Raw genomic sequence first — 18441 nt, 5'->3', positions numbered from 1 at the left:
TTTCGCGAACCGGACGGTACATTTCATTGCACAAAATGTAACCAGCATTTGCTACACGCCCGCAGCACCGGGATAATGCGCGCCACTCGGCGCCAAGCGCCACGTCAGGCCAGTCGCTTTTTTTTACGACTGGCCACGTCAAGGAAGCCCGCAGGGGCGGGATGAATACCAGTGATCAATTTCAACATCGCCCAATGGCGCGCATGGGCCCCAGGGCTCGAAAGCGTGGACGATTGGCAGGCCTGGAGCCGACAACCGGTCGCTCTCCAGAGCAGCGATGCCGCCCCCGACGTCTCTTTTTTGCCGGCGATGCAGCGCCGACGCCTCAGTCGTCTGGCGCGAATGGCCTTCAGTGTAGGCTGGCCACTGGCCGACGGTCGCAAAGACCTACCGTTGGTCTTTATTTCTCGCCACGGCGAAACCCCGCGCACCTTTGAAATCCTCAGCGATCTGGCCGCTGATCAACCGTTGTCGCCGACCCAATTCAGCTTGTCGGTCCACAACGCGATCATCGGTCTGTGGTCGATCATGCGCGGCGAGACCAGCGAAATGACCGCCCTCGCCGCCGCTGGCGACGGCCTTGAACACGGCATGCTAGAGGCAGCGGCGCTGCTGGCCGAAGGTGCGCCGGCCGTGTTGCTGATCGTCACCGAGGAGCAACCGCCCGAGGCCTACTCGACCTGGATCGACGACGTACCGTTCCCGTACGCGGTCGGGCTGTTGCTGACCCCCGGCAACGACTGGCAGCTGTCGCTGAACAGCACTTCGCAACAATTGTCCAAAGCCCACTGGCCCCATGCCCTGAATCTCTTGCGTACGCTGCTCGGCCCGCAGGCCACCTGCCAACATGCCTGGAAAAATCGTGTATGGAACTGGCAACGCAACCCGTAACCGCCAAGCACCGCGACGCCTACTACTGGCGCCTGCTGGCGACTGCCACAAGCTTCGCCCTGTTCGGGTTGGGCGGGCTGTGCCTGCGGTTGATGGTTTTCCCGCTGCTGAGCTGCCTGCCTGGCAATGCGCAGAAGCATCGGCTGCGGGCGCGCCAGACCGTCAGTCGTTGTTTCTGGTTTTTCGTACGCTTCATGGCTCGCACCGGCGTGCTCACCTACGACATCCAGGGCGCGGAAAAACTCGGGCGTCCAGGGCAGATGATCATCGCCAATCATCCGTCGCTGATCGACGTCGTGTTCCTGATCGGCCTGGTGCCGCATGCCAACTGCGTGGTCAAGCAAAGCCTGTGGGACAACCCCTTCACCCGTGGCCCGCTGCGGCGCACTGAATACATCAGCAACGACGGCAGCATGGACATGCTCGACGCGGCGGCCGACGCATTGAAAAGCGGCCAGACCCTGATCATTTTTCCCGAGGGCACTCGCACCCAGCCAGGCGAACCGCCAGCCTTTCATCGGGGTGGCGCGGCAATCGCCCTGCGCGGTGCGAAAATCCTCACCCCGGTGATTATCAAGGTCAGCCCGGCCACGCTGACCAAGGCCGAGCCCTGGTATCGGATCCCGAAACGCCGCGTGCACTTCAGTTTTCGCGTCGGGGCCGATATAGACCCACAAGCCTTCGCCGCGCTGGGCCCTGCGCCTCAAGCTTCACGCAAGCTCAACGACTATTTGCACCACTACTTTATGAAGGAGCTCGCCGAAGATGAGCGATCTGAATCGTGACATCAAACTGCTGATCATCGACGCACTGGGCCTTGAGGACATTGGCGCCGACGACATCGGCGACGACCAGACGCTGTTCGGCGAAGGCCTGGGCCTGGACTCGGTAGACGCCCTGGAACTCGGCCTGGCGATCCAGAAAAAGTACGGCATCAAAATCGACGCCGACGCCAAAGACACCCGCAATCACTTCACCAACGTGGCGAGCCTTGCGGCGTTCGTCACTGCAAAACAGGCAGCTTGAGACCGGACCATGCAAACTCGTGACGACATTTTCAACACCCTGCGCGATGCCTTGGTCGAACTTTTCGAGCTGGACCCTGAACGCGTGAGCCTCGATTCCAATCTTTATCAGGACCTGGAAATCGACAGCATCGACGCCGTCGACCTGATCGATCACATCAAGCGTCAGACCGGCAAAAAAATCGCCGCCGAAGAGTTCAAATCGGTGCGCACGGTCAGCGACGTGGTCGAGGCGGTCTACCGTCTGGTTCAACCGGCCGCATGAGCCGACTGATCGGCCTTGGCTTGCTGCTCGCGGGCCTGTTGTACCCCTTTGCGGTGTATTTCGGCATGGAACATTTCGCGCCGTGGCAGTTCGGTCTGCTGCTGGGCAGCCTGTGGCTGGCGCGGGCGCTGCTTGGTGTGCGCAAGCCTGGCAGCCTGTGGATGGCGATTACCGCGATTGGTTTCTGCCTGTTGCTGGCGCTGTTCGACAGCCCGCTGTTGCTGCGCTGGTACCCGGTGTTGATCAGCGTGTTCATGCTCGGGCTGTTCGGCCTGAGCCTGAAATTCGGCCCGCCGATGATCGAGCGCCTGGCCCGGCTGCGTGAGCCGCGCTTGCCTGCCAGGGCGATTGTTTATACGCGCCAGGTGACGATTGTCTGGTGTGTGTTTTTCCTCTGTAACGCTGTGCTCGCCGCCGCCCTGACCCTGTGGGCGCCGCTGAGTTGGTGGATGTTGTACACCGGCCTGATTTCCTACGGATTGATGGGCCTGCTGTTTGCCATTGAATGGCTCATACGACAACGGGTACGAGGCCACCCATGAATTGGATAAAACTTGAGCAACTGTTGCTCAAGGCTCACCCGGATCGAGCCGTCACGGCCGAGCCGGCGTTGAATCACGCGCAGCTGTGCGAACAGGCGCTGAGCTTCGCGGCCGGCCTGCAAGCCCACGCTGTGCAGCGCATTGCCGTGCACCTGGAAGACGCCGCCGACCTGGCGATTGCCCTGCTGGGGGCCTGGCGCGCCGGTGTCAGCGTGCTGTTGCCCGCCGACCTGCAACCGCAGACGCGCCAACGCTGGTCCGGCGAAGTCGATCTGTGGCTGACCGATCTGCCGGACGACGCGCACCTCGCGGATTACCGCCCGGCACCGCTGAGCGCCGCAGCACTGGATCTGGATCGCTGTCAGTTGAGCCTGTGCACGTCGGGCTCCAGCGGCGAGCCCAAGCGCATCGACAAAACCCTGCGGCAGATGGCCAACGAAGTTCAGGCGCTGGAGCAGCTGTGGGGCGCGGACCTTGGCGATGCCTGCGTCATCGGCAGCGTCGCCACGCAACATATTTATGGCTTGCTGTTTCGCGTGCTGTGGCCGCTGTGCGCCGGGCGACCGTTCATGCGCAAGCAACTGGCCTTTCCGGAAGACTTGCAACGCGCCAGTCGCGAGCATGCGTCCTTTGCCTGGGTCGCCAGCCCGGCGCTGCTCAAGCGCATGGGCGACAACCTCGACTGGCCGGCGTTGAGTGCGGTGCGTCGGGTGTTTTCCTCCGGCGGCGCCTTGCCAATCGACGCCGCGCTGAGCTTGCGGCAGCGCTTGCAGCAATGGCCGACGGAAATCTTCGGCAGCTCGGAAACCGGTGGCATCGCCTGGCGTCAGGGGCACGATCTCTGGCAACCCTTTGCCGATGTCGAGCTGAGTCAAGAAAGCGACGGCGCCCTGTTGATCGCTTCGCCGTACTTGCCGGTCGGCCACATCGAACACACGGCGGACGCCGCACGCATCGCCGCCGATGGCCGTTTCGAATTGCTGGGGCGGCTCGACCGCATCGTCAAACTGGAAGAAAAACGTATCTCGCTGCCAATGCTCGAACAGGCGCTGCAAGCCCACGACTGGGTCGCCGAAGCGCGGCTGGGCGTGGTGCAGGAAAACCGTGCCTCGCTGGGTGCGCTGCTGGTGCTCAGTGCCTCGGGACTGCACGCGTTGCGCAATCAGGGGAGACGCACCCTCACGCAGGAATTGCGTCAGCACCTGAGCCAGCATTGCGAAGCGCTCGCCTTGCCCAGGCGCTGGCGCCTGCTGCGCCAACTACCCTTGAACGCGCAAGGCAAACTGCCTCAGGCGGACGTCGAAGCCTTGTTGCTGGCGCCGCGCCCGACGGCACCCGAGGTGTTGAATCAGACCGAAGTCGATGGCGAATTAAGCCTGCTACTGGCGGTGCCACCGGACCTCGCGTATTTCAGCGGCCATTTCCCGCAAACCCCGGTATTGCCGGGCGTGGTGCAGGTGGATTGGGCGCTGCACCTGGGCCAGCAATTGATGACACTGCCGGCGAAATTCGCCGGGATGGAAGTGTTGAAGTTCCAGCAACTGGTGCGCCCCGGCGATGAAATCCAGCTGCACCTGCGCTTCGATCCGGAGCGCAGCAAGTTGTATTTCGCCTACCGCAATGAAAGCGCCACCTGCTCCAGCGGGCGGATTTTGCTGGAGGCGGCGCATGTCTGATTTTGCTGAGTGTTTCGCCCTCATTCGCGAGCAAGCCCGCTCCCACAGGGGAATGGCGTCGTGCATAGATCCAAAGTGGGAGCGGGCTTGCTCGCGATGCAGTCACCTCGGTTTATCGGGTGTACGCCAACATGCATAACCCCTGCGCAATCATCCCGGTCTACAACCACGAAAACGCGATCACCACCGTGGTCGACGCGTTGATCGCCCGTGGTTTGCCGTGCATTCTGGTGGACGATGCCAGCGACCGGGCCTGCGCCAAGGTGCTCGACCAACTGGCCCGGCGCGAGATGGTCAACCTGATCCGCCTCGCCGCCAACCAGGGCAAGGGCGGTGCCGTCATGACCGGCCTGCGCGAAGCGTCGCGCCTGGGGTTCAGCCACGCCTTGCAGGTGGACGCCGACGGCCAGCACGACCTGCAAGACGTCGCGATCTTCATCGAGCAGTCACGCGCTCATCCGCACGCGGTGATCTGCGGCTATCCGCAATACGACGCCAGCGTGCCGAAAGGCCGGTTGTACGCCCGCTACCTGACCCATGTGATGGTCTGGATCAACACCCTGTCGTTGCAGATTCGCGATTCCATGTGCGGCTTTCGCGTTTATCCATTACCGCCGACCCTGGCGCTGATCGACTCGGCGAAGATCGGCAAACGCATGGACTTCGACTCCGACATCCTCGTGCGCCTGGCCTGGCGCAATCAGCCGATGCAATGGCTGCCGACCAAGGTTCATTACCCGCTGGATGGCGTCTCGCATTTCCGGATGATCCACGACAACGTACTGATTTCGAGCATGCACACCCGGCTGTTCTTCGGCATGGTGCTGCGGGCGCCGGTGATTCTCTGGCGACGGTGGCGAGCATGAACACTGAAACCGACAAAAAGCATTGGGCCGACCGCGAGGAGCGCGGCAGCTTCTGGCTGATGAAATTCACGGCGCTGTGCGCCAAAGTGCTGGGCCGGCGGCTGTTGAGCCCGCTGTTGTACGGCATCGTTCTGTACTTTTTCCTGTTTGGCCGCAGCGCCCGCAAAAGCGCCTGGCAGTACCAGCAACGCCTCGCGGACTGGAGCGGCCGCGCCGAATTGCGCCCGACGCACTGGAAGGTGTTCGGTCAGTTCATGGCGTTCGCCGATTCGATGCTCGACAAGCTCGATGTGTGGAACGGCAAACTGCGCATCGATCAGATCGAAATCGTCGACCCGGCGCTGCTGCGCAACCAACTGCGCAGCACGCGCGGGCAGCTGTTGGTGGGCGCGCACCTGGGCAATCTCGAGGTGTGCCGCGCGCTGGCGGAACTCGGTGAAAAGGTCACGATGAACGTGCTGGTACACACCAAGCACGCCGAACAATTCAACCGTCTGCTGGGCGAAGCCGGGGCGAGCAATCTGCGGCTGATTCAGGTCAGCGAACTGGACCCGGTGATCATGCTGCAACTGAGCGAGCGCCTGGAGCGCGGCGAGTGGCTGGCGATTGCCGGCGACCGCGTGCCGCTGCACGGTGGCCGCACGGTGACCGTGGATTTTCTCGGGCATCAAGCGGCATTCCCGCAAGGGCCGTGGCTGCTGGCCGGATTACTGAAATGCCCGGTCAATCTGCTGCTGTGCCTGAAGAAGCCGTCGGGCCAATACCGGATAACCCTCGAACCGTTTACCGAGGCCGTGGTGTGGAAGCGCAGCGACCGCGAACAGGTCATTCATCAGTGGACCTCCCGCTACGCCGAACGCCTGGGTCACTATTGCCTCCAGGCGCCACGACAATGGTTCAACTTTTACCCTTTCTGGAAAACCGATGACGACGCCAACGCTTGAGCCGGTAACCTTCGGCGAATTCCCTTTGCGCATCGAAGACGTGCTGGCCCTGGCCAACCGTCAGGTGCCGACCCGGTTGCAGAGCGATCCGGCTTACCGCGAGCGCATTGCCAAGGGCGCGCGATTCCTCGACTCGCTGCTGGACAAGGAAGGCGTGATCTACGGCGTGACCACCGGTTACGGCGACTCGTGCGTGGTCGCGGTGCCGCTGCATCACGTCGAGGCGCTGCCGCGTCACCTGTACACGTTCCACGGCTGCGGCCTCGGCAAGTTGCTCGATGCCCAAGCCACTCGCGCGGTGCTGGCGGCGCGTTTGCAGTCGCTGTGCCACGGCGTGTCCGGGGTGCGCGTCGAACTGCTGGAGCGCCTGCACGCGTTCCTCGAACACGACATCCTGCCGCTGATCCCGGAAGAAGGCTCGGTCGGCGCCAGCGGTGATCTGACGCCGCTGTCGTACGTCGCCGCGACCTTGTCCGGCGAGCGCGAAGTGATGTTCCGTGGCGAACGCCGGCAAGCCGCCGACGTGCACCGCGAACTCGATTGGCAGCCGCTGGTGCTGCGCCCTAAAGAAGCGCTGGCGCTGATGAACGGCACCGCCGTGATGACCGGTCTCGCCTGCCTCGCGTTCGCCCGCGCCGATTACCTGCTGCAACTGGCCACGCGCATCACCGCGTTGAACGTGGTGGCGCTGCAAGGCAATCCGGAGCACTTCGACGAGCGCCTGTTCGCCGCCAAACCGCATCCGGGGCAGATGCAAGTGGCCGCGTGGCTGCGCAAGGACCTGGCGATCGACGCACCGACCGCGCCGCTGCATCGCCTGCAAGATCGCTATTCCCTGCGCTGCGCACCGCATGTGCTCGGCGTGTTGGCCGACAGCCTGAACTGGCTGCGCTCGTTCATCGAGATCGAACTCAACAGCGCCAACGACAACCCGATCATCGACGCCGAAGCCGAGCGCGTGCTGCACGGCGGGCACTTCTACGGCGGCCACATCGCGTTCGCCATGGACAGCCTGAAAAACCTCGTGGCCAACGTCGCCGACTTGCTCGACCGCCAACTCGCGCTGCTGGTCGACGAGCGCTACAACCATGGTTTGCCGAGCAATCTGTCCGGCGCCAGCGCGGATCGGGCGATGCTCAACCACGGCTTCAAGGCGGTGCAGATCGGCACCAGCGCCTGGACCGCCGAAGCGCTGAAAAACACCATGCCGGCCAGCGTTTTCTCGCGCTCCACCGAGTGCCACAACCAGGACAAGGTGAGCATGGGCACCATCGCCGCCCGCGATGCGATTCGCGTGCTGGAGCTGACCGAACAGGTCGCCGCCGCGACCCTGCTCGCCGCCAATCAGGGCGTGTGGCTGCGCAGCAAGGCCGAGGACGCGCGCCCATTGCCGCCAGCCCTGGCCGCTATGCACGAAGCACTGGCCCAGGACTTCGCGCCGGTCATCGAAGACCGTGCGCTGGAAGGTGAATTGCGCCTGTGCCTGAAGCGGATCGCCGAGCAACACTGGAGGCTGCATGCGTAGCAAGGGCGTGCTTCACACCGATACGGAAATCCTCGTGCCGTTCTTCGACGTCGACACCATGCATGTCGTGTGGCACGGCCATTACGTCAAATACCTGGAAGTCGCCCGCTGTGCCTTGCTGGACAAGATCGGCCACAACTACACCGCGATGGTCGAGTCCGGCTACGCCTGGCCGGTGATCGACCTGCAACTGCGCTACGTGCGTGGCGCGGTGTTCGGGCAACGGCTGAACGTGCGGGCAAATCTGGTGGAGTGGGAGCACCGCTTGAAGATCAACTACCTGATCAGCGACCTGCAAACCGGCGAACGCCTGACCCGCGCCAGCTCGGTACAAGTCGCGGTCGACATGAGTAACCGCGAGATGCAATTGGCCTCGCCGAAGGTCTTCACCGATGCAGTCGAAAGGATGCTTGCATGAACCCGCTCTTCAAAGGCCTGGGCGCGTTGGCGCTGCTGGCGTTGTCCTCAATGGCACACGCGTTTGATCTGCAACAACTCAGCGATCAACTGGCCAGACCCGAAGTGATCCACGGCAACTTCGTTCAGGAAAAACACCTGCGGGCCCTGCCGAAACCCCTGATCAGCAAGGGCACCTTCGTCCTCGCTAAAAACAACGGCCTGTTGTGGTTGCTGAAAACGCCGCTGCAACAGGATTACCGCATCAACGCCAAAGGCATTGCCCGGCGTGACGCCAATGGCTGGCAACTGCTGCCGGGCAAAAGTGCCGGGGCCGAGCAGAACCGCTTGTTCCTCGCGGTGCTGCAAGGCGACAGCAGCGGCTTGCAGCGCGACTTCGAACTGAGCCTTGCCGGCGATTCACAGAGCTGGAAGCTGACGCTGACCCCGCGTTCGCTGCTGCTCAAGCAAGTGTTCAACCAGATCAACATCACCGGCGGTGAATTGGTCAGCACCATCGAATTGCTGGAAACCCAAGGTGACAGCACCCTGTTGCGCATGCAGGACAGCAGCAGCGCCCAACCACTGAGCGACGCGGAGCAACATGACTTTGCCGAGTGAACGCAGGCTTCCATGGCTGTTTCTGATCCTGCTGCTGGCGGTGCTCGCGCTCGCCGGTTGGCAATGGCGCAACGGCGCGCCGCTGTCGGCCAACCTCATGGAACTGGTGCCCGGCACCGCGCCGGACGCACTGGAACTGCGCGCCGAACAACGCATGCAGGAACCGCTGAACCGCGAAATGCTGGTGCTGGTCGGCCACAAGGATCGCGAACAGGCGGTCGCCATGGCGCAGAAGCTGGGCGAACAGTGGCAGGCCAGCGGTTTGTTCGAAAAGGTCCAGTGGACCCTGCAAGCCGACCTGCCGGCGCTGCGCACACAGTTGTTGCAAGGCCGTCTGGCCATGCTGTCCGATGCCGATCGGCAGCAGTTGATCGAGCACCCCGACGCGTTTATCCAGCAACGCGTGCAAGGGCTGTTCGACCCGTTCACCGGCTTCAGCCTGGTGCCCAGCCAGGACGACTGGCTAGGTTTGACCGGACGCATCCAGAACAGCCAGCCGCAACACGGCGCTGTGCAACTGGACATCGGCAGCGGCGCGCTGATCGCCGATGCCGACGGCAAGAGCTGGGTGTTGCTGCGAGCGAAAACCACCGGCAATGCCTTCGACATGAGCCTGCCGCTGCAAGTGGCCGACTTGCTCAAACACAGCCGCGAACAAGCGGCGCAGGCCGACGTGCAACTGCTCGCCGCCAGCGGTTTGCTGTATGCCGCCAACGGTCAGCAACAAGCCACCCGGGAAATGACCTGGGTCGGCGGCGGCGCCACGCTCGGCATTCTACTGTTGCTGTTATTGGCCTTCCGCCGCTGGCGGGTGCTGCTTGCGTTCGTTCCGGTGCTGGTGGGCATGCTGTTCGGCGCGGTGGCCTGTGTAGCGCTGTTCGGCCACATGCATGTGATGACGCTGGTGCTCGGCTCCAGCCTGATCGGCGTGGCGGTCGACTACCCGCTGCATTACCTGTCGAAAAGCTGGAGCATGCGGCCCTGGCACAGTTGGCCGGCGTTGCGCATCACCCTGCCGGGCCTGACGCTGAGCCTGATCACCAGTTGCATCGGCTACCTCGCGCTGGCCTGGACGCCATTTCCAGCACTGACCCAGATCGCCGTGTTCTCCGCCGCCGGCCTGCTCGGCGCCTATTTGTCTGCCGTGTGCCTGCTGCCGGCGCTGCTCAAAGGCGCGGACCTGCGACCGGCGCAATGGCCGCTGCGGGTCTGTGAGTGTTTGTTGAGCCTGCGTGAAGCGCTGCTCAAACGGGCGAGCACGCCGGTGTTGTTTGCCCTGCTGATCGCTTTCTGCGTCGGCGGGCTGATGCAACTGGAGAGCAAGAACGACATCCGCCAGTGGATCGGCGCACCGCAGCAACTGACCGACGAAGCCCGGACCATTGCGCGCATCACCGGTTATCAACCGACCAGCCAGTTCTTCCTCGTGCGCGGGGCCAATCAGCAGGAACTGCTGGCGCGGCAGACCGCGCTGAGCGAGCGACTGGATCAGTTGGTCAACCTGGAAAAACTTCAAGGTTACCTGGCGCTGAATCAACTGGTCAGCCAGCCGAGCGAACAGCAACAGGTGCGTGAAGCGTTGAGCAAACTGCCGCAGTTCTGGCAGCCGCTGCTGGACGTCGGCGTGCCGCTCGAAGCGCTGCAAGCCGAGCTGACCAAGCTGCAAGGATTGCCCACCGAAGACATCGACGCGGCGCTGGCCGGGCCGCTGGCCGAACCTTATCGCGCCCTGTGGCTGGGGCCGACCGCTGAGGGCGACGTGGCGGCGATGGTCAGCCTGCAAGGTCTGAACAATCCGGCGCTGCTGCGGGTTCAGGCGCTGGACTTGCCGGGCGTGGACCTGGTGGATCGCCTCGGCGAACTGAACAGCGTGTTCGCCGCGACGCAGATCAGCGCCGCTGAACTGAAGCTCGCCTCGTGCGTGCTGATTGTGCTGGTGTTGATCCTGCCCTTCGGCTTGGGCGGTGCGTTGCGCATCGTCGCCCTGCCGCTGCTGGCCGCGCTGTGCAGCCTGGCCAGTCTGGGCTGGCTCGGTCAGCCGCTGACGCTGTTCAGCCTGTTCGGCCTGCTGCTGGTGACGGCGATCAGCGTCGATTACGCGATCCTGATGCGCGAACAGGTCGGCGGCGCGGCGGTGAGCCTGCTGGGCACCCTGCTCGCGGCGTTGACCACGTGGCTGTCGTTCGGTTTGCTCGCGGTGTCCAGCACGCCGGCGGTGAGCAACTTCGGTTTGTCGGTGAGCCTCGGCCTGGCGTTCAGCTTCATGCTGGCGCCGTGGGCGGGACGAAACGGGCACACCGTTGCGGTCGCGGAGCCGGCCGTATGATGATCGCCGTGTTCTGGGCCATGGCCCTCGTGCTGTTCGCCGTGGCGACCCGTATCGGTCGTCATTTCGGCCTGATCCCGATTGTCAGCCAGTTGCTGCTGGCGTCCTTCGGCCTGCCGCTATTGATGTATTTCTGGATTGAACCGGGCTGGCACCTCAGCGGCGCCGAGCTGATCTCGCCGGTGTGGCTGAAAAATCTCTACAGCCTGAGTTTTGCCCTGCTGCTCGGGCACATTCTGAGCGACGTGATCGACCTGCGACTGGACCGCCAAAGCCTGAAAATCGCCCTGCCGAGTTTCTGCCTGCCGTTCGCCTGCGGACTGGCGACGGCGGTGTGGCTGTTGCCGGCGCAATCGTGGATCAGCTCACTGGCCGTCGGACTGGTGTTCGCCATCACCGCGATCCCGGTGTTGTATTTGTACCTGCGTCACATCAACTACCCGCCCACCGCGACCCGGCGACTGGTGCAAACCGCGATCCTGATCGACCTGACGTGCTGGACTGTGTTCGGCTTCGCCCAAGGCAGTTTGCACCTCGGCAGTCTGCTGCTGCCCTTGGCCGGCGCGTGCCTGCCGTTGCTGTTGCGCGTTATCGGGTTGCGCCAGCCGTTGCTGCACAGCGGCTGTTTCTTCGCGCTGCTGGTGGTCGCCGAACATTTCAAGCTCAACGCGTTGATTTTCGGCATCGGCTATCTGCTGTGCATGGCCGCAATGAAAGTGCCGCTGGTGCTGCCGTTGCCGGCAATCTGGATGAACCGTTTGCAGACCTGGATCGCCATTCCGCTGATCCTCACGTTCGGCATCGTGCAAATCGACGTGCACGCGGCCATGGCCAGCCTCGGCTGGGTGCAACTGGCGGCGCTGCTGCTGTTGCCGATTGTCAGCAAATTGCTCGGTAACTGGCTGGGCCTCGGCTGGGCCGGCGCCTCGTTCGAAGGTGCCAGCCGCTGGCGCGAAAGCCTGCTGCTGAATATTCGTGGCTTGAGCGAGATCGTCTTTCTCAACCTGCTGCTGCAACAACAACTCATCAGCCCGGCGCTGTACTTTGCGCTGATGGTGATGGGCCTGATCGCCACACTGCTGCCGGCACTCGCCGGCATGCACCGCCCCCCTTTGAACATCGCCGTCCCGGCAAGGAGCCCCCGTGCCAACAGTTGAAATGGAACATCGCCAGGTGGTGATCATTGGCGCGGGGCCTTCGGGCGCCATCGCCGGTGCGTTGCTCAAGCGCAACGGTCACGACGTGCTGATGATCGAGCGTCAGCGTTTTCCACGGTTCTCCATCGGTGAAAGCCTGTTGTCGCACTGCCTGGATTTCGTCGAAGAAGCGGGCATGCTCGATGCGGTAAACGCCGCCGGTTTCCAAGTGAAAAACGGTGCCGCGTTCATGTGGGGCGAGCAGTACAGCGCCTTCGATTTCGGCGATACGTTCAGCCACGGCAAGCCGACCACGTTCCAGGTACAACGCGCCGATTTCGACAAGCTGCTGGCCGATCAGGCTGAGCTGCAAGGCGTCGAAGTGCGCTATGGCGAAGCCATCGTCAGTGTCGACTTCAGCCTGCCGAAACCGCAGCTCGAGGTGTTGCGCGAAGACGGCAGCCACTACCGCATCGAAGCCGGTTTCGTACTCGACGCCAGCGGCTATGGCCGCGTGCTGCCGCGCTTGCTGGACCTTGAAGCACCGTCGAATTTCCCGGTGCGCCAAGCGGTGTTCACCCACGTCGAAGACCACATCGACAGCCCGACTTTCGAACGCGAAAAGATCCTCATCACCACCCATCCGATCCACCGCGACATCTGGTTCTGGACCATCCCGTTCAGCAACGGCCGTTGCTCGGTGGGGGTGGTCGCGGCCGCCGAACACTTTGAAGGTCGCATGGACGATATGGACGCCTGCCTGCAAGGGTTCATCGCGCAAACCCCGAGCCTGTCCAGCGTGCTGAAAAATGCCGTGTGGGACACGCCGGCGCGCACCATCGGCGGCTACTCGGCCAACGTCAAAACCCTGCACGGCCCGGGCTTTGCGCTGCTCGGCAACGCGGCGGAATTTCTCGACCCGGTGTTCTCCTCCGGCGTGACCATCGCCATGCGTTCGGCGAGCATGGCCGCCGCCGTGCTGCACCGCCAGTTGCAGGGTGAAGCGGTCGACTGGCAGCGCGAATTCGCCGAACCGCTCAAGCGCGGCGTCGACACCTTCCGCTGCTACGTCGAAGGCTGGTACGCCGGAACCTTTCAGGACGTGATTTTCCATCCGGGCAGCTCGCCCGACATCCGCCGCATGATCAGCTCGATCCTCGCCGGTTACGCCTGGGACGAACGCAACCCGTTTGTGGTCGAACCGAAACGCCGGTTGCGCATGCTCTCCGAAATTTGCGCCAGGGACGCCACATGAGTTTCTTCAGCGAAAGCTACGTTGAAGAAACCCGGTTCGGTTTCTGGTTCCTGCGCAGTCACACCTGGCAGCACCATGTGCTGCGCGTGGCGATCAATGATTTGCGCAGCCTGTTCAGTGAGCCGCCGCCGAGCGGCCCGGTGCTGCTGGACGCGGGCTGTGGCCAGGGCAAGTCTTTTCAGTACCTGCGCCAGGCGTTTGCGCCCGCGCGGCTGATCGGCGTGGACGCCGATCCTCACAGCCTGACCCTCAGCGGCGAAGAAGCGGTGCGCCAGGGCATGGACGTGGACCTGATCGGCAGCGATTGCGCGACCCTCGCGGTGCCGGACGCCAGCGTCGACCTGGTGTTCTGTCACCAGACCTTCCATCACCTGGTGGAACAGGAACAGGCGCTGGCCGAGTTCTACCGCGTGCTCAAACCGGGCGGCTATCTGCTGTTCGCCGAATCCACCGAGGCCTACATTGATACGTGGGTGATTCGCTGGCTGTTCCGTCATCCGATGCACGTGCAGAAAAGCGCTGCCGGGTACCTGCAGATGATTCGCCAGCAAGGTTTCGAATTCGCGGCGCACAACGTGTCGTATCCGTATTTGTGGTGGAGTCGCGCCAAGGATTTCGGCCTGCTTGAACGCTTGGGTTTGCGCCAGCCAAAGCCCTTTGGACAACGGGAAGAAACCCTGGTCAACGTGGTCGCGCGCAAACCCCTTGAAGGTGCTGTTTGATGGCTACTGCAACTCAAACCTGTGGGCAAACCTTCAGGCAAACCTGTGGTAGCGAGCTTGCTCGCGATAGCGGTGTGTCAGTCGACAAATGTTTTGCATGGAGTGGCGCTTTCGCGAGCAAGCCCGCTCCCACGGGGATTTCGCTGCTGCAGCGTTTTGTGTTCGCGGCCTGTGCCTTGTTGCTGAGCGCTTGCGCCAGCCAGGCGCCGTTGCCCGAACACACCTCGAACCTGCCGTTGCCGCAGCAATTGCACATTCAGCGCCTGGTCGCCGACCAGCGTCAGGACTGGGTGCTGGTGATTGCCCGTGAAGGCCCCGGCATTCGCTGGTCGATGATGGATTTGCTCGGCATTCCGCAGGCACGCCAGAAGCTGATCGACGGCCAATGGCAGGCCGACGGCCTGCTGCCGCCGAACCCGGAAGCCCGGGAATTGTTCGCCGCGTTGCTGTTCGCGCTGACCCCGCAAGCCGAATTGCCGACCGACTATCCCGCCGCCTGGCAGCATGGCGCGCAACGGTCCCTGCCCGCTCGCTGGGACGTGCATTATTCGCAACCGCTGCAGTTTGAGCTGAACCTGCCCAAAGGCCCCAGGTATCTGGTCACGCCGCTCAGTGGGGAGACGCCATGACGGCTTATTTGAACGCACTCGGGGTGATTTGCGCCCTGGGCCGCGACAAAGCCCAGGTCGCCCGCAAGCTGTTTGCCGGCGATTGCTCCGGCATGCGCAGCGAGGCTGGCTGGGTCGCGGGCCGCTCGTTGCCGGTGGCGGCGGTGCAGGGTGAGCTGGCGCCGATCCCTTCTGAATTGGCAGCGCAAAGCAGCCGTAACAACCAATTGCTGCTCGAAGCCGCACTGCAAATCCGCGATGACATCGATCAAGCCATCCAGACCTTCGGCCGCGATCGCGTCGGGGTGATTCTGGGCACCAGCACGTCCGGCATCGACGAAGCCAGTCGCGGCCTGGCCCATTACATTCGCGAGCACGAATTCCCGGCGGACTACGACTATCAGCAACAGGAACTCGGCGCGCCGGCCAACTTTCTCGCCGACTGGCTGCAACTGAGCGGCCCGGCCTATGTGATTTCCACGGCGTGCACCTCCAGCGCCCGGGCGCTGATGAGCGCCCAGCGCCTGCTCGACCTGGGCTTGTGCGACGCAGTGCTGTGCGGCGGCGTCGACAGTTTGTGCAAGCTGACGCTCAATGGTTTTTCGGCGCTGGAAGCGGTGTCGGAACAGCGCTGCAACCCGTTCTCCGCCAACCGCAACGGCATCAACATCGGCGAAGCGGCGGTGCTGTTTCTGATGACCAGAAGCGCCGGCGACGGCCCGGCGATTGCCCTGCTGGGCAGCGGCGCCAGTTCCGATGCGCACCATATTTCCGCGCCGGAACCGAGCGGCCGGGGCGCCCTGCAAGCCATGCGCAAAGCCTTGAGCCGGGCGAATTTGCAACCGGAGCAGATCGGCTACCTGAACCTGCACGGCACCGCGACCCAACACAACGATGCGATGGAAAGCAGCGCCGTGTCGGCACTGTTCCCCAACGGTGTACCCTGCTCGTCGACCAAACCGATGACCGGCCATACCCTCGGCGCCGCCGGAGCCCTGGAAGCGGCGTTCTGCTGGTTGAGCCTGAGCGCCGATAATCGCGAGCACGCCCTGGCGCCTCACGTCTGGGACGGCCAGCCGGATCCCGCTCTGCCAGCCTTGCAGTGGGTGACCGCGGCCGAGCGCCTGACGTCCATTGCACCTCGCTACCTGATGAGCAATTCCTTCGCTTTCGGTGGCAACAACGTCAGCCTGATTATCGGAGACGCACCATGATTGACTGGCCGCTCGCCGACCTGCTGCCCCACGCTGGCGACATGATCCTCATCGAGCAGATCCTGTCGTTCGATGACGAGCAGATTCACACCCGCCTCACCGTCAAGCCCGGTGGCCTGTTCAATCGCCCCGACGGCAGCCTGCCGGCCTGGGTCGGCATCGAACTGATGGCCCAGAGCGTCGCCGCTTACGCCGGTTGCCATGCGCGCCAGCGCGGCGATGCGGTGGAACTGGGGTTTCTGCTCGGCACCCGCAAATTCGAATGCAACGTCGAACACTTTCCCGTCGGCACCGAGCTGACCGTCCACGGGCTGCGCTCGCTGGAAGACGACAACGGCATGGGCGTGTTCGAGTGCCACATCAACGCCCCCGGCATCCACGCCAGCGCCCGCCTGAACGTATTCCGCCCGCCTCAGGCCGCGCAATATCTTGATGAATCCAAAGGAGTCCAGTCATGACTGAATCCGTACTGGTCACCGGTTCCAGCCGTGGCATCGGTCGCGCCATCGCCTTGCGCCTGGCCCAGGCCGGGCACGACATCGTGCTGCATTGCCGCAGCGGCCTGGCCGAAGCTGTCGCCGTGAAGGCCGAAGTAGAGGCGTTGGGCCGCCATGCGCGCGTGCTGCAATTCGACGTGTCCGACCGCGCCAGTTGCAAAGCCATTCTCGACGCCGATGTCGAAGCTCACGGCGCCTACTACGGCGTGGTGCTCAACGCCGGCCTGACCCGCGACGGTGCTTTTCCGGCGCTCAGCGAGGACGACTGGGACGTGGTGATGCGGACCAATCTCGACGGCTTTTACAACGTGCTGCACCCGGTGATGATGCCGATGATTCGTCGGCGCGCCGCCGGGCGAATTGTCTGCATCACGTCCGTTTCCGGTTTGATCGGCAACCGTGGCCAGGTCAATTACAGCGCCTCCAAGGCCGGGTTGATCGGCGCGGCGAAAGCATTGGCGATCGAACTGGGCAAGCGCAAGATTACCGTCAACTGCGTCGCCCCCGGCCTGATCGACACCGCCATGCTCGACGAAAACGTGCCCGTGGAAGAACTGATGAAAATGATCCCCGCACAACGCATGGGCACCCCCGAAGAGGTGGCCGGTGCGGTGAATTTCCTGATGTCGGCGGAAGCCTCGTACATCACCCGGCAGGTTCTGGCCGTCAACGGAGGCCTGTGCTGATGAAGCGCGTCGTCGTCACCGGCATGGCCGGCATCACTTCACTGGGCAGCGATTGGGAAACCATCGCCGGCCACTTCGCCGCCAACCGCAGCGGCATCCGCCGGATGGACGAGTGGGACCGTTTCACTGAACTCAACACGCGCCTGGCCGGGCCCATCGATGACTTCAAAGTGCCGAGCCACTGGACCCGCAAGCAACTGCGCAGCATGGGCCGGGTGTCGCGGCTGGCGGTCGGTGCCGCCGAACAAGCATTGGCTGACGCCGGTTTGCTCGGCGACGAGTCGATCAAGGACGGGCGCATGGGCGTTGCCTGCGGCTCATCGACGGGCAGCACCGACGAGATCAAGGCATTCGGCAACATGCTGCTCAATTCGGTCGCCGAAGGCCTGAACGCCAACTCCTACGTGCGGATGATGCCGCACACCACCGCCGCGAATATCAGCATCTTTTTCGGCCTCACCGGGCGGCTGATCCCGACTTCCAGCGCCTGCACCAGCGGCAGCCAGGGCATCGGCTATGCGTACGAATCGATCAAGTTCGGCCGTTTACCGCTGATGCTGGCCGGTGGCGCCGAAGAACTGTGCCCGACCGAAGCCATGGTCTTCGACGCGCTCTACGCCACCAGCCTGAAAAACGATGCCCCGCAAACCAGCCCGCGCCCATATGACACCGGACGCGATGGCCTGGTGATCGGTGAAGGCGGCGGCATGCTGGTGCTCGAAGAACTCGAACACGCCTTGGCCCGCGGCGCGCGCATCCATGCCGAACTCGTCGGCTTCGGCAGCAACGCCGACGGCCAGCACACCACCCGTCCGGAGCAGCTCACCATGCGCCGGGCCATGGAGCTCGCACTGGAAGACGCCGGGCTGCAGCCGTCGGACATCGGTTACGTCAACGGTCACGGCACCGCTACAGAACAGGGCGACATTGCCGAAACACTGGCCACCAGCGCGTTGTTTGGCGAACACATGCCGATCAGTTCGCAGAAAAGCTTCCTCGGCCACACCTTGGGCGCCTGCGGTGCGCTGGAATCGTGGTTCAGCATCGAGATGATGAACCGCAACTTGTACGCCCACACGTTCAACCTCGATGAGGTCGACCCGCACTGCGGCAAGCTCGACTACCTGCGCGGCGAATTCCGGCAGATGAGCAACGAGTACGTGATGAACAACAACTTTGCGTTTGGCGGGGTTAATACTTCGCTGATTTTCCGCCGCTGGTCTTAATCGAATTACTCAGGGTCAAG

Annotated in this window: 20 protein-coding genes; all 20 read left to right on the top strand. The window is 63.4% G+C overall.

Going from position 1 to position 18441, the window contains the following annotated elements; translation table 11 throughout:
* Window positions 1-165 precede the first annotated feature (165 nt).
* Window positions 166-891 carry a beta-ketoacyl synthase chain length factor gene (locus ACQKP4_RS12145; RefSeq protein ID WP_427633408.1) on the top strand — a complete coding sequence of 242 codons (726 nt, stop codon included), beginning with the start codon at window positions 166-168 and terminating at the stop codon, window positions 889-891.
* Window positions 867-1676, top strand: a complete 810-nt coding sequence (locus ACQKP4_RS12140) for a lysophospholipid acyltransferase family protein (protein ID WP_427633383.1) — start codon at window positions 867-869, stop codon at window positions 1674-1676. The genes ACQKP4_RS12145 and ACQKP4_RS12140 overlap by 25 nt, the downstream gene beginning before the upstream one ends.
* Window positions 1657-1917, top strand: a complete 261-nt coding sequence (locus ACQKP4_RS12135) for a phosphopantetheine-binding protein (protein ID WP_427633381.1) — start codon at window positions 1657-1659, stop codon at window positions 1915-1917. The genes ACQKP4_RS12140 and ACQKP4_RS12135 overlap by 20 nt, the downstream gene beginning before the upstream one ends.
* A gap of 9 nt (window positions 1918-1926) precedes the next feature.
* Complete coding sequence (locus ACQKP4_RS12130) at window positions 1927-2181, top strand: acyl carrier protein (protein ID WP_008025124.1); 255 nt, start codon at window positions 1927-1929, stop codon at window positions 2179-2181.
* Entirely contained in the window at window positions 2178-2723 is a 546-nt protein-coding gene (locus ACQKP4_RS12125; RefSeq protein ID WP_427633379.1) for a hypothetical protein, read from the top strand. Before ACQKP4_RS12130 ends, ACQKP4_RS12125 begins: the two co-directional genes overlap by 4 nt.
* Window positions 2720-4399: an AMP-binding protein gene (locus ACQKP4_RS12120; protein WP_427633377.1), complete on the top strand. Its 1680-nt coding sequence runs from the start codon at window positions 2720-2722 to the stop codon at window positions 4397-4399. Before ACQKP4_RS12125 ends, ACQKP4_RS12120 begins: the two co-directional genes overlap by 4 nt.
* A gap of 131 nt (window positions 4400-4530) precedes the next feature.
* Window positions 4531-5265 carry a glycosyltransferase family 2 protein gene (locus tag ACQKP4_RS12115; protein ID WP_427633375.1) on the top strand — a complete coding sequence of 245 codons (735 nt, stop codon included), beginning with the start codon at window positions 4531-4533 and terminating at the stop codon, window positions 5263-5265.
* Complete coding sequence (locus ACQKP4_RS12110) at window positions 5262-6209, top strand: glycosyl transferase (RefSeq protein WP_427633373.1); 948 nt, start codon at window positions 5262-5264, stop codon at window positions 6207-6209. Before ACQKP4_RS12115 ends, ACQKP4_RS12110 begins: the two co-directional genes overlap by 4 nt.
* Window positions 6190-7734 carry an HAL/PAL/TAL family ammonia-lyase gene (locus ACQKP4_RS12105; RefSeq protein WP_427633371.1) on the top strand — a complete coding sequence of 515 codons (1545 nt, stop codon included), beginning with the start codon at window positions 6190-6192 and terminating at the stop codon, window positions 7732-7734. Before ACQKP4_RS12110 ends, ACQKP4_RS12105 begins: the two co-directional genes overlap by 20 nt.
* Window positions 7727-8152 carry an acyl-CoA thioesterase gene (locus tag ACQKP4_RS12100; RefSeq protein ID WP_427633369.1) on the top strand — a complete coding sequence of 142 codons (426 nt, stop codon included), beginning with the start codon at window positions 7727-7729 and terminating at the stop codon, window positions 8150-8152. The genes ACQKP4_RS12105 and ACQKP4_RS12100 overlap by 8 nt, the downstream gene beginning before the upstream one ends.
* The gene (locus tag ACQKP4_RS12095; RefSeq protein ID WP_427633367.1) at window positions 8149-8751 is read left to right on the top strand and encodes an outer membrane lipoprotein carrier protein LolA; all 603 of its coding nucleotides are present in this window, start codon (window positions 8149-8151) and stop codon (window positions 8749-8751) included. Before ACQKP4_RS12100 ends, ACQKP4_RS12095 begins: the two co-directional genes overlap by 4 nt.
* Window positions 8735-11077, top strand: coding sequence for an MMPL family transporter (locus ACQKP4_RS12090; RefSeq protein ID WP_427633365.1), 2343 nt, complete (start codon window positions 8735-8737; stop codon window positions 11075-11077). Before ACQKP4_RS12095 ends, ACQKP4_RS12090 begins: the two co-directional genes overlap by 17 nt.
* The gene (locus tag ACQKP4_RS12085) at window positions 11074-12234 is read left to right on the top strand and encodes a sodium:proton antiporter (protein ID WP_427633363.1); all 1161 of its coding nucleotides are present in this window, start codon (window positions 11074-11076) and stop codon (window positions 12232-12234) included. Before ACQKP4_RS12090 ends, ACQKP4_RS12085 begins: the two co-directional genes overlap by 4 nt.
* On the top strand, window positions 12221-13468 hold the full coding sequence (locus ACQKP4_RS12080; RefSeq protein WP_427633361.1) for an NAD(P)/FAD-dependent oxidoreductase: 1248 nt from the start codon (window positions 12221-12223) through the stop codon (window positions 13466-13468). The genes ACQKP4_RS12085 and ACQKP4_RS12080 overlap by 14 nt, the downstream gene beginning before the upstream one ends.
* Window positions 13465-14190 carry a class I SAM-dependent methyltransferase gene (locus ACQKP4_RS12075; RefSeq protein ID WP_427633359.1) on the top strand — a complete coding sequence of 242 codons (726 nt, stop codon included), beginning with the start codon at window positions 13465-13467 and terminating at the stop codon, window positions 14188-14190. The genes ACQKP4_RS12080 and ACQKP4_RS12075 overlap by 4 nt, the downstream gene beginning before the upstream one ends.
* Window positions 14190-14819, top strand: coding sequence for a hypothetical protein (locus ACQKP4_RS12070; RefSeq protein WP_427633357.1), 630 nt, complete (start codon window positions 14190-14192; stop codon window positions 14817-14819). The genes ACQKP4_RS12075 and ACQKP4_RS12070 overlap by 1 nt, the downstream gene beginning before the upstream one ends.
* On the top strand, window positions 14816-16012 hold the full coding sequence (locus ACQKP4_RS12065; RefSeq protein ID WP_427633355.1) for a beta-ketoacyl-[acyl-carrier-protein] synthase family protein: 1197 nt from the start codon (window positions 14816-14818) through the stop codon (window positions 16010-16012). The genes ACQKP4_RS12070 and ACQKP4_RS12065 overlap by 4 nt, the downstream gene beginning before the upstream one ends.
* Window positions 16009-16470, top strand: a complete 462-nt coding sequence (locus ACQKP4_RS12060) for a hotdog family protein (RefSeq protein WP_427633354.1) — start codon at window positions 16009-16011, stop codon at window positions 16468-16470. Before ACQKP4_RS12065 ends, ACQKP4_RS12060 begins: the two co-directional genes overlap by 4 nt.
* Complete coding sequence (gene fabG / locus ACQKP4_RS12055; RefSeq protein WP_427633352.1) at window positions 16467-17195, top strand: 3-oxoacyl-ACP reductase FabG; 729 nt, start codon at window positions 16467-16469, stop codon at window positions 17193-17195. The genes ACQKP4_RS12060 and fabG overlap by 4 nt, the downstream gene beginning before the upstream one ends.
* The gene (locus ACQKP4_RS12050) at window positions 17195-18421 is read left to right on the top strand and encodes a beta-ketoacyl-ACP synthase (protein WP_427633350.1); all 1227 of its coding nucleotides are present in this window, start codon (window positions 17195-17197) and stop codon (window positions 18419-18421) included. The genes fabG and ACQKP4_RS12050 overlap by 1 nt, the downstream gene beginning before the upstream one ends.
* Window positions 18422-18441: the final 20 nt, after the last annotated feature.

It is taken from the genome of Pseudomonas sp. NPDC086278 (genome assembly GCF_050280905.1).
Lineage (GTDB): Bacteria > Pseudomonadota > Gammaproteobacteria > Pseudomonadales > Pseudomonadaceae > Aquipseudomonas.
Note: the sequence above shows the minus strand (reverse complement) of the source record. Positions and strands in the feature narration are given on the sequence as shown.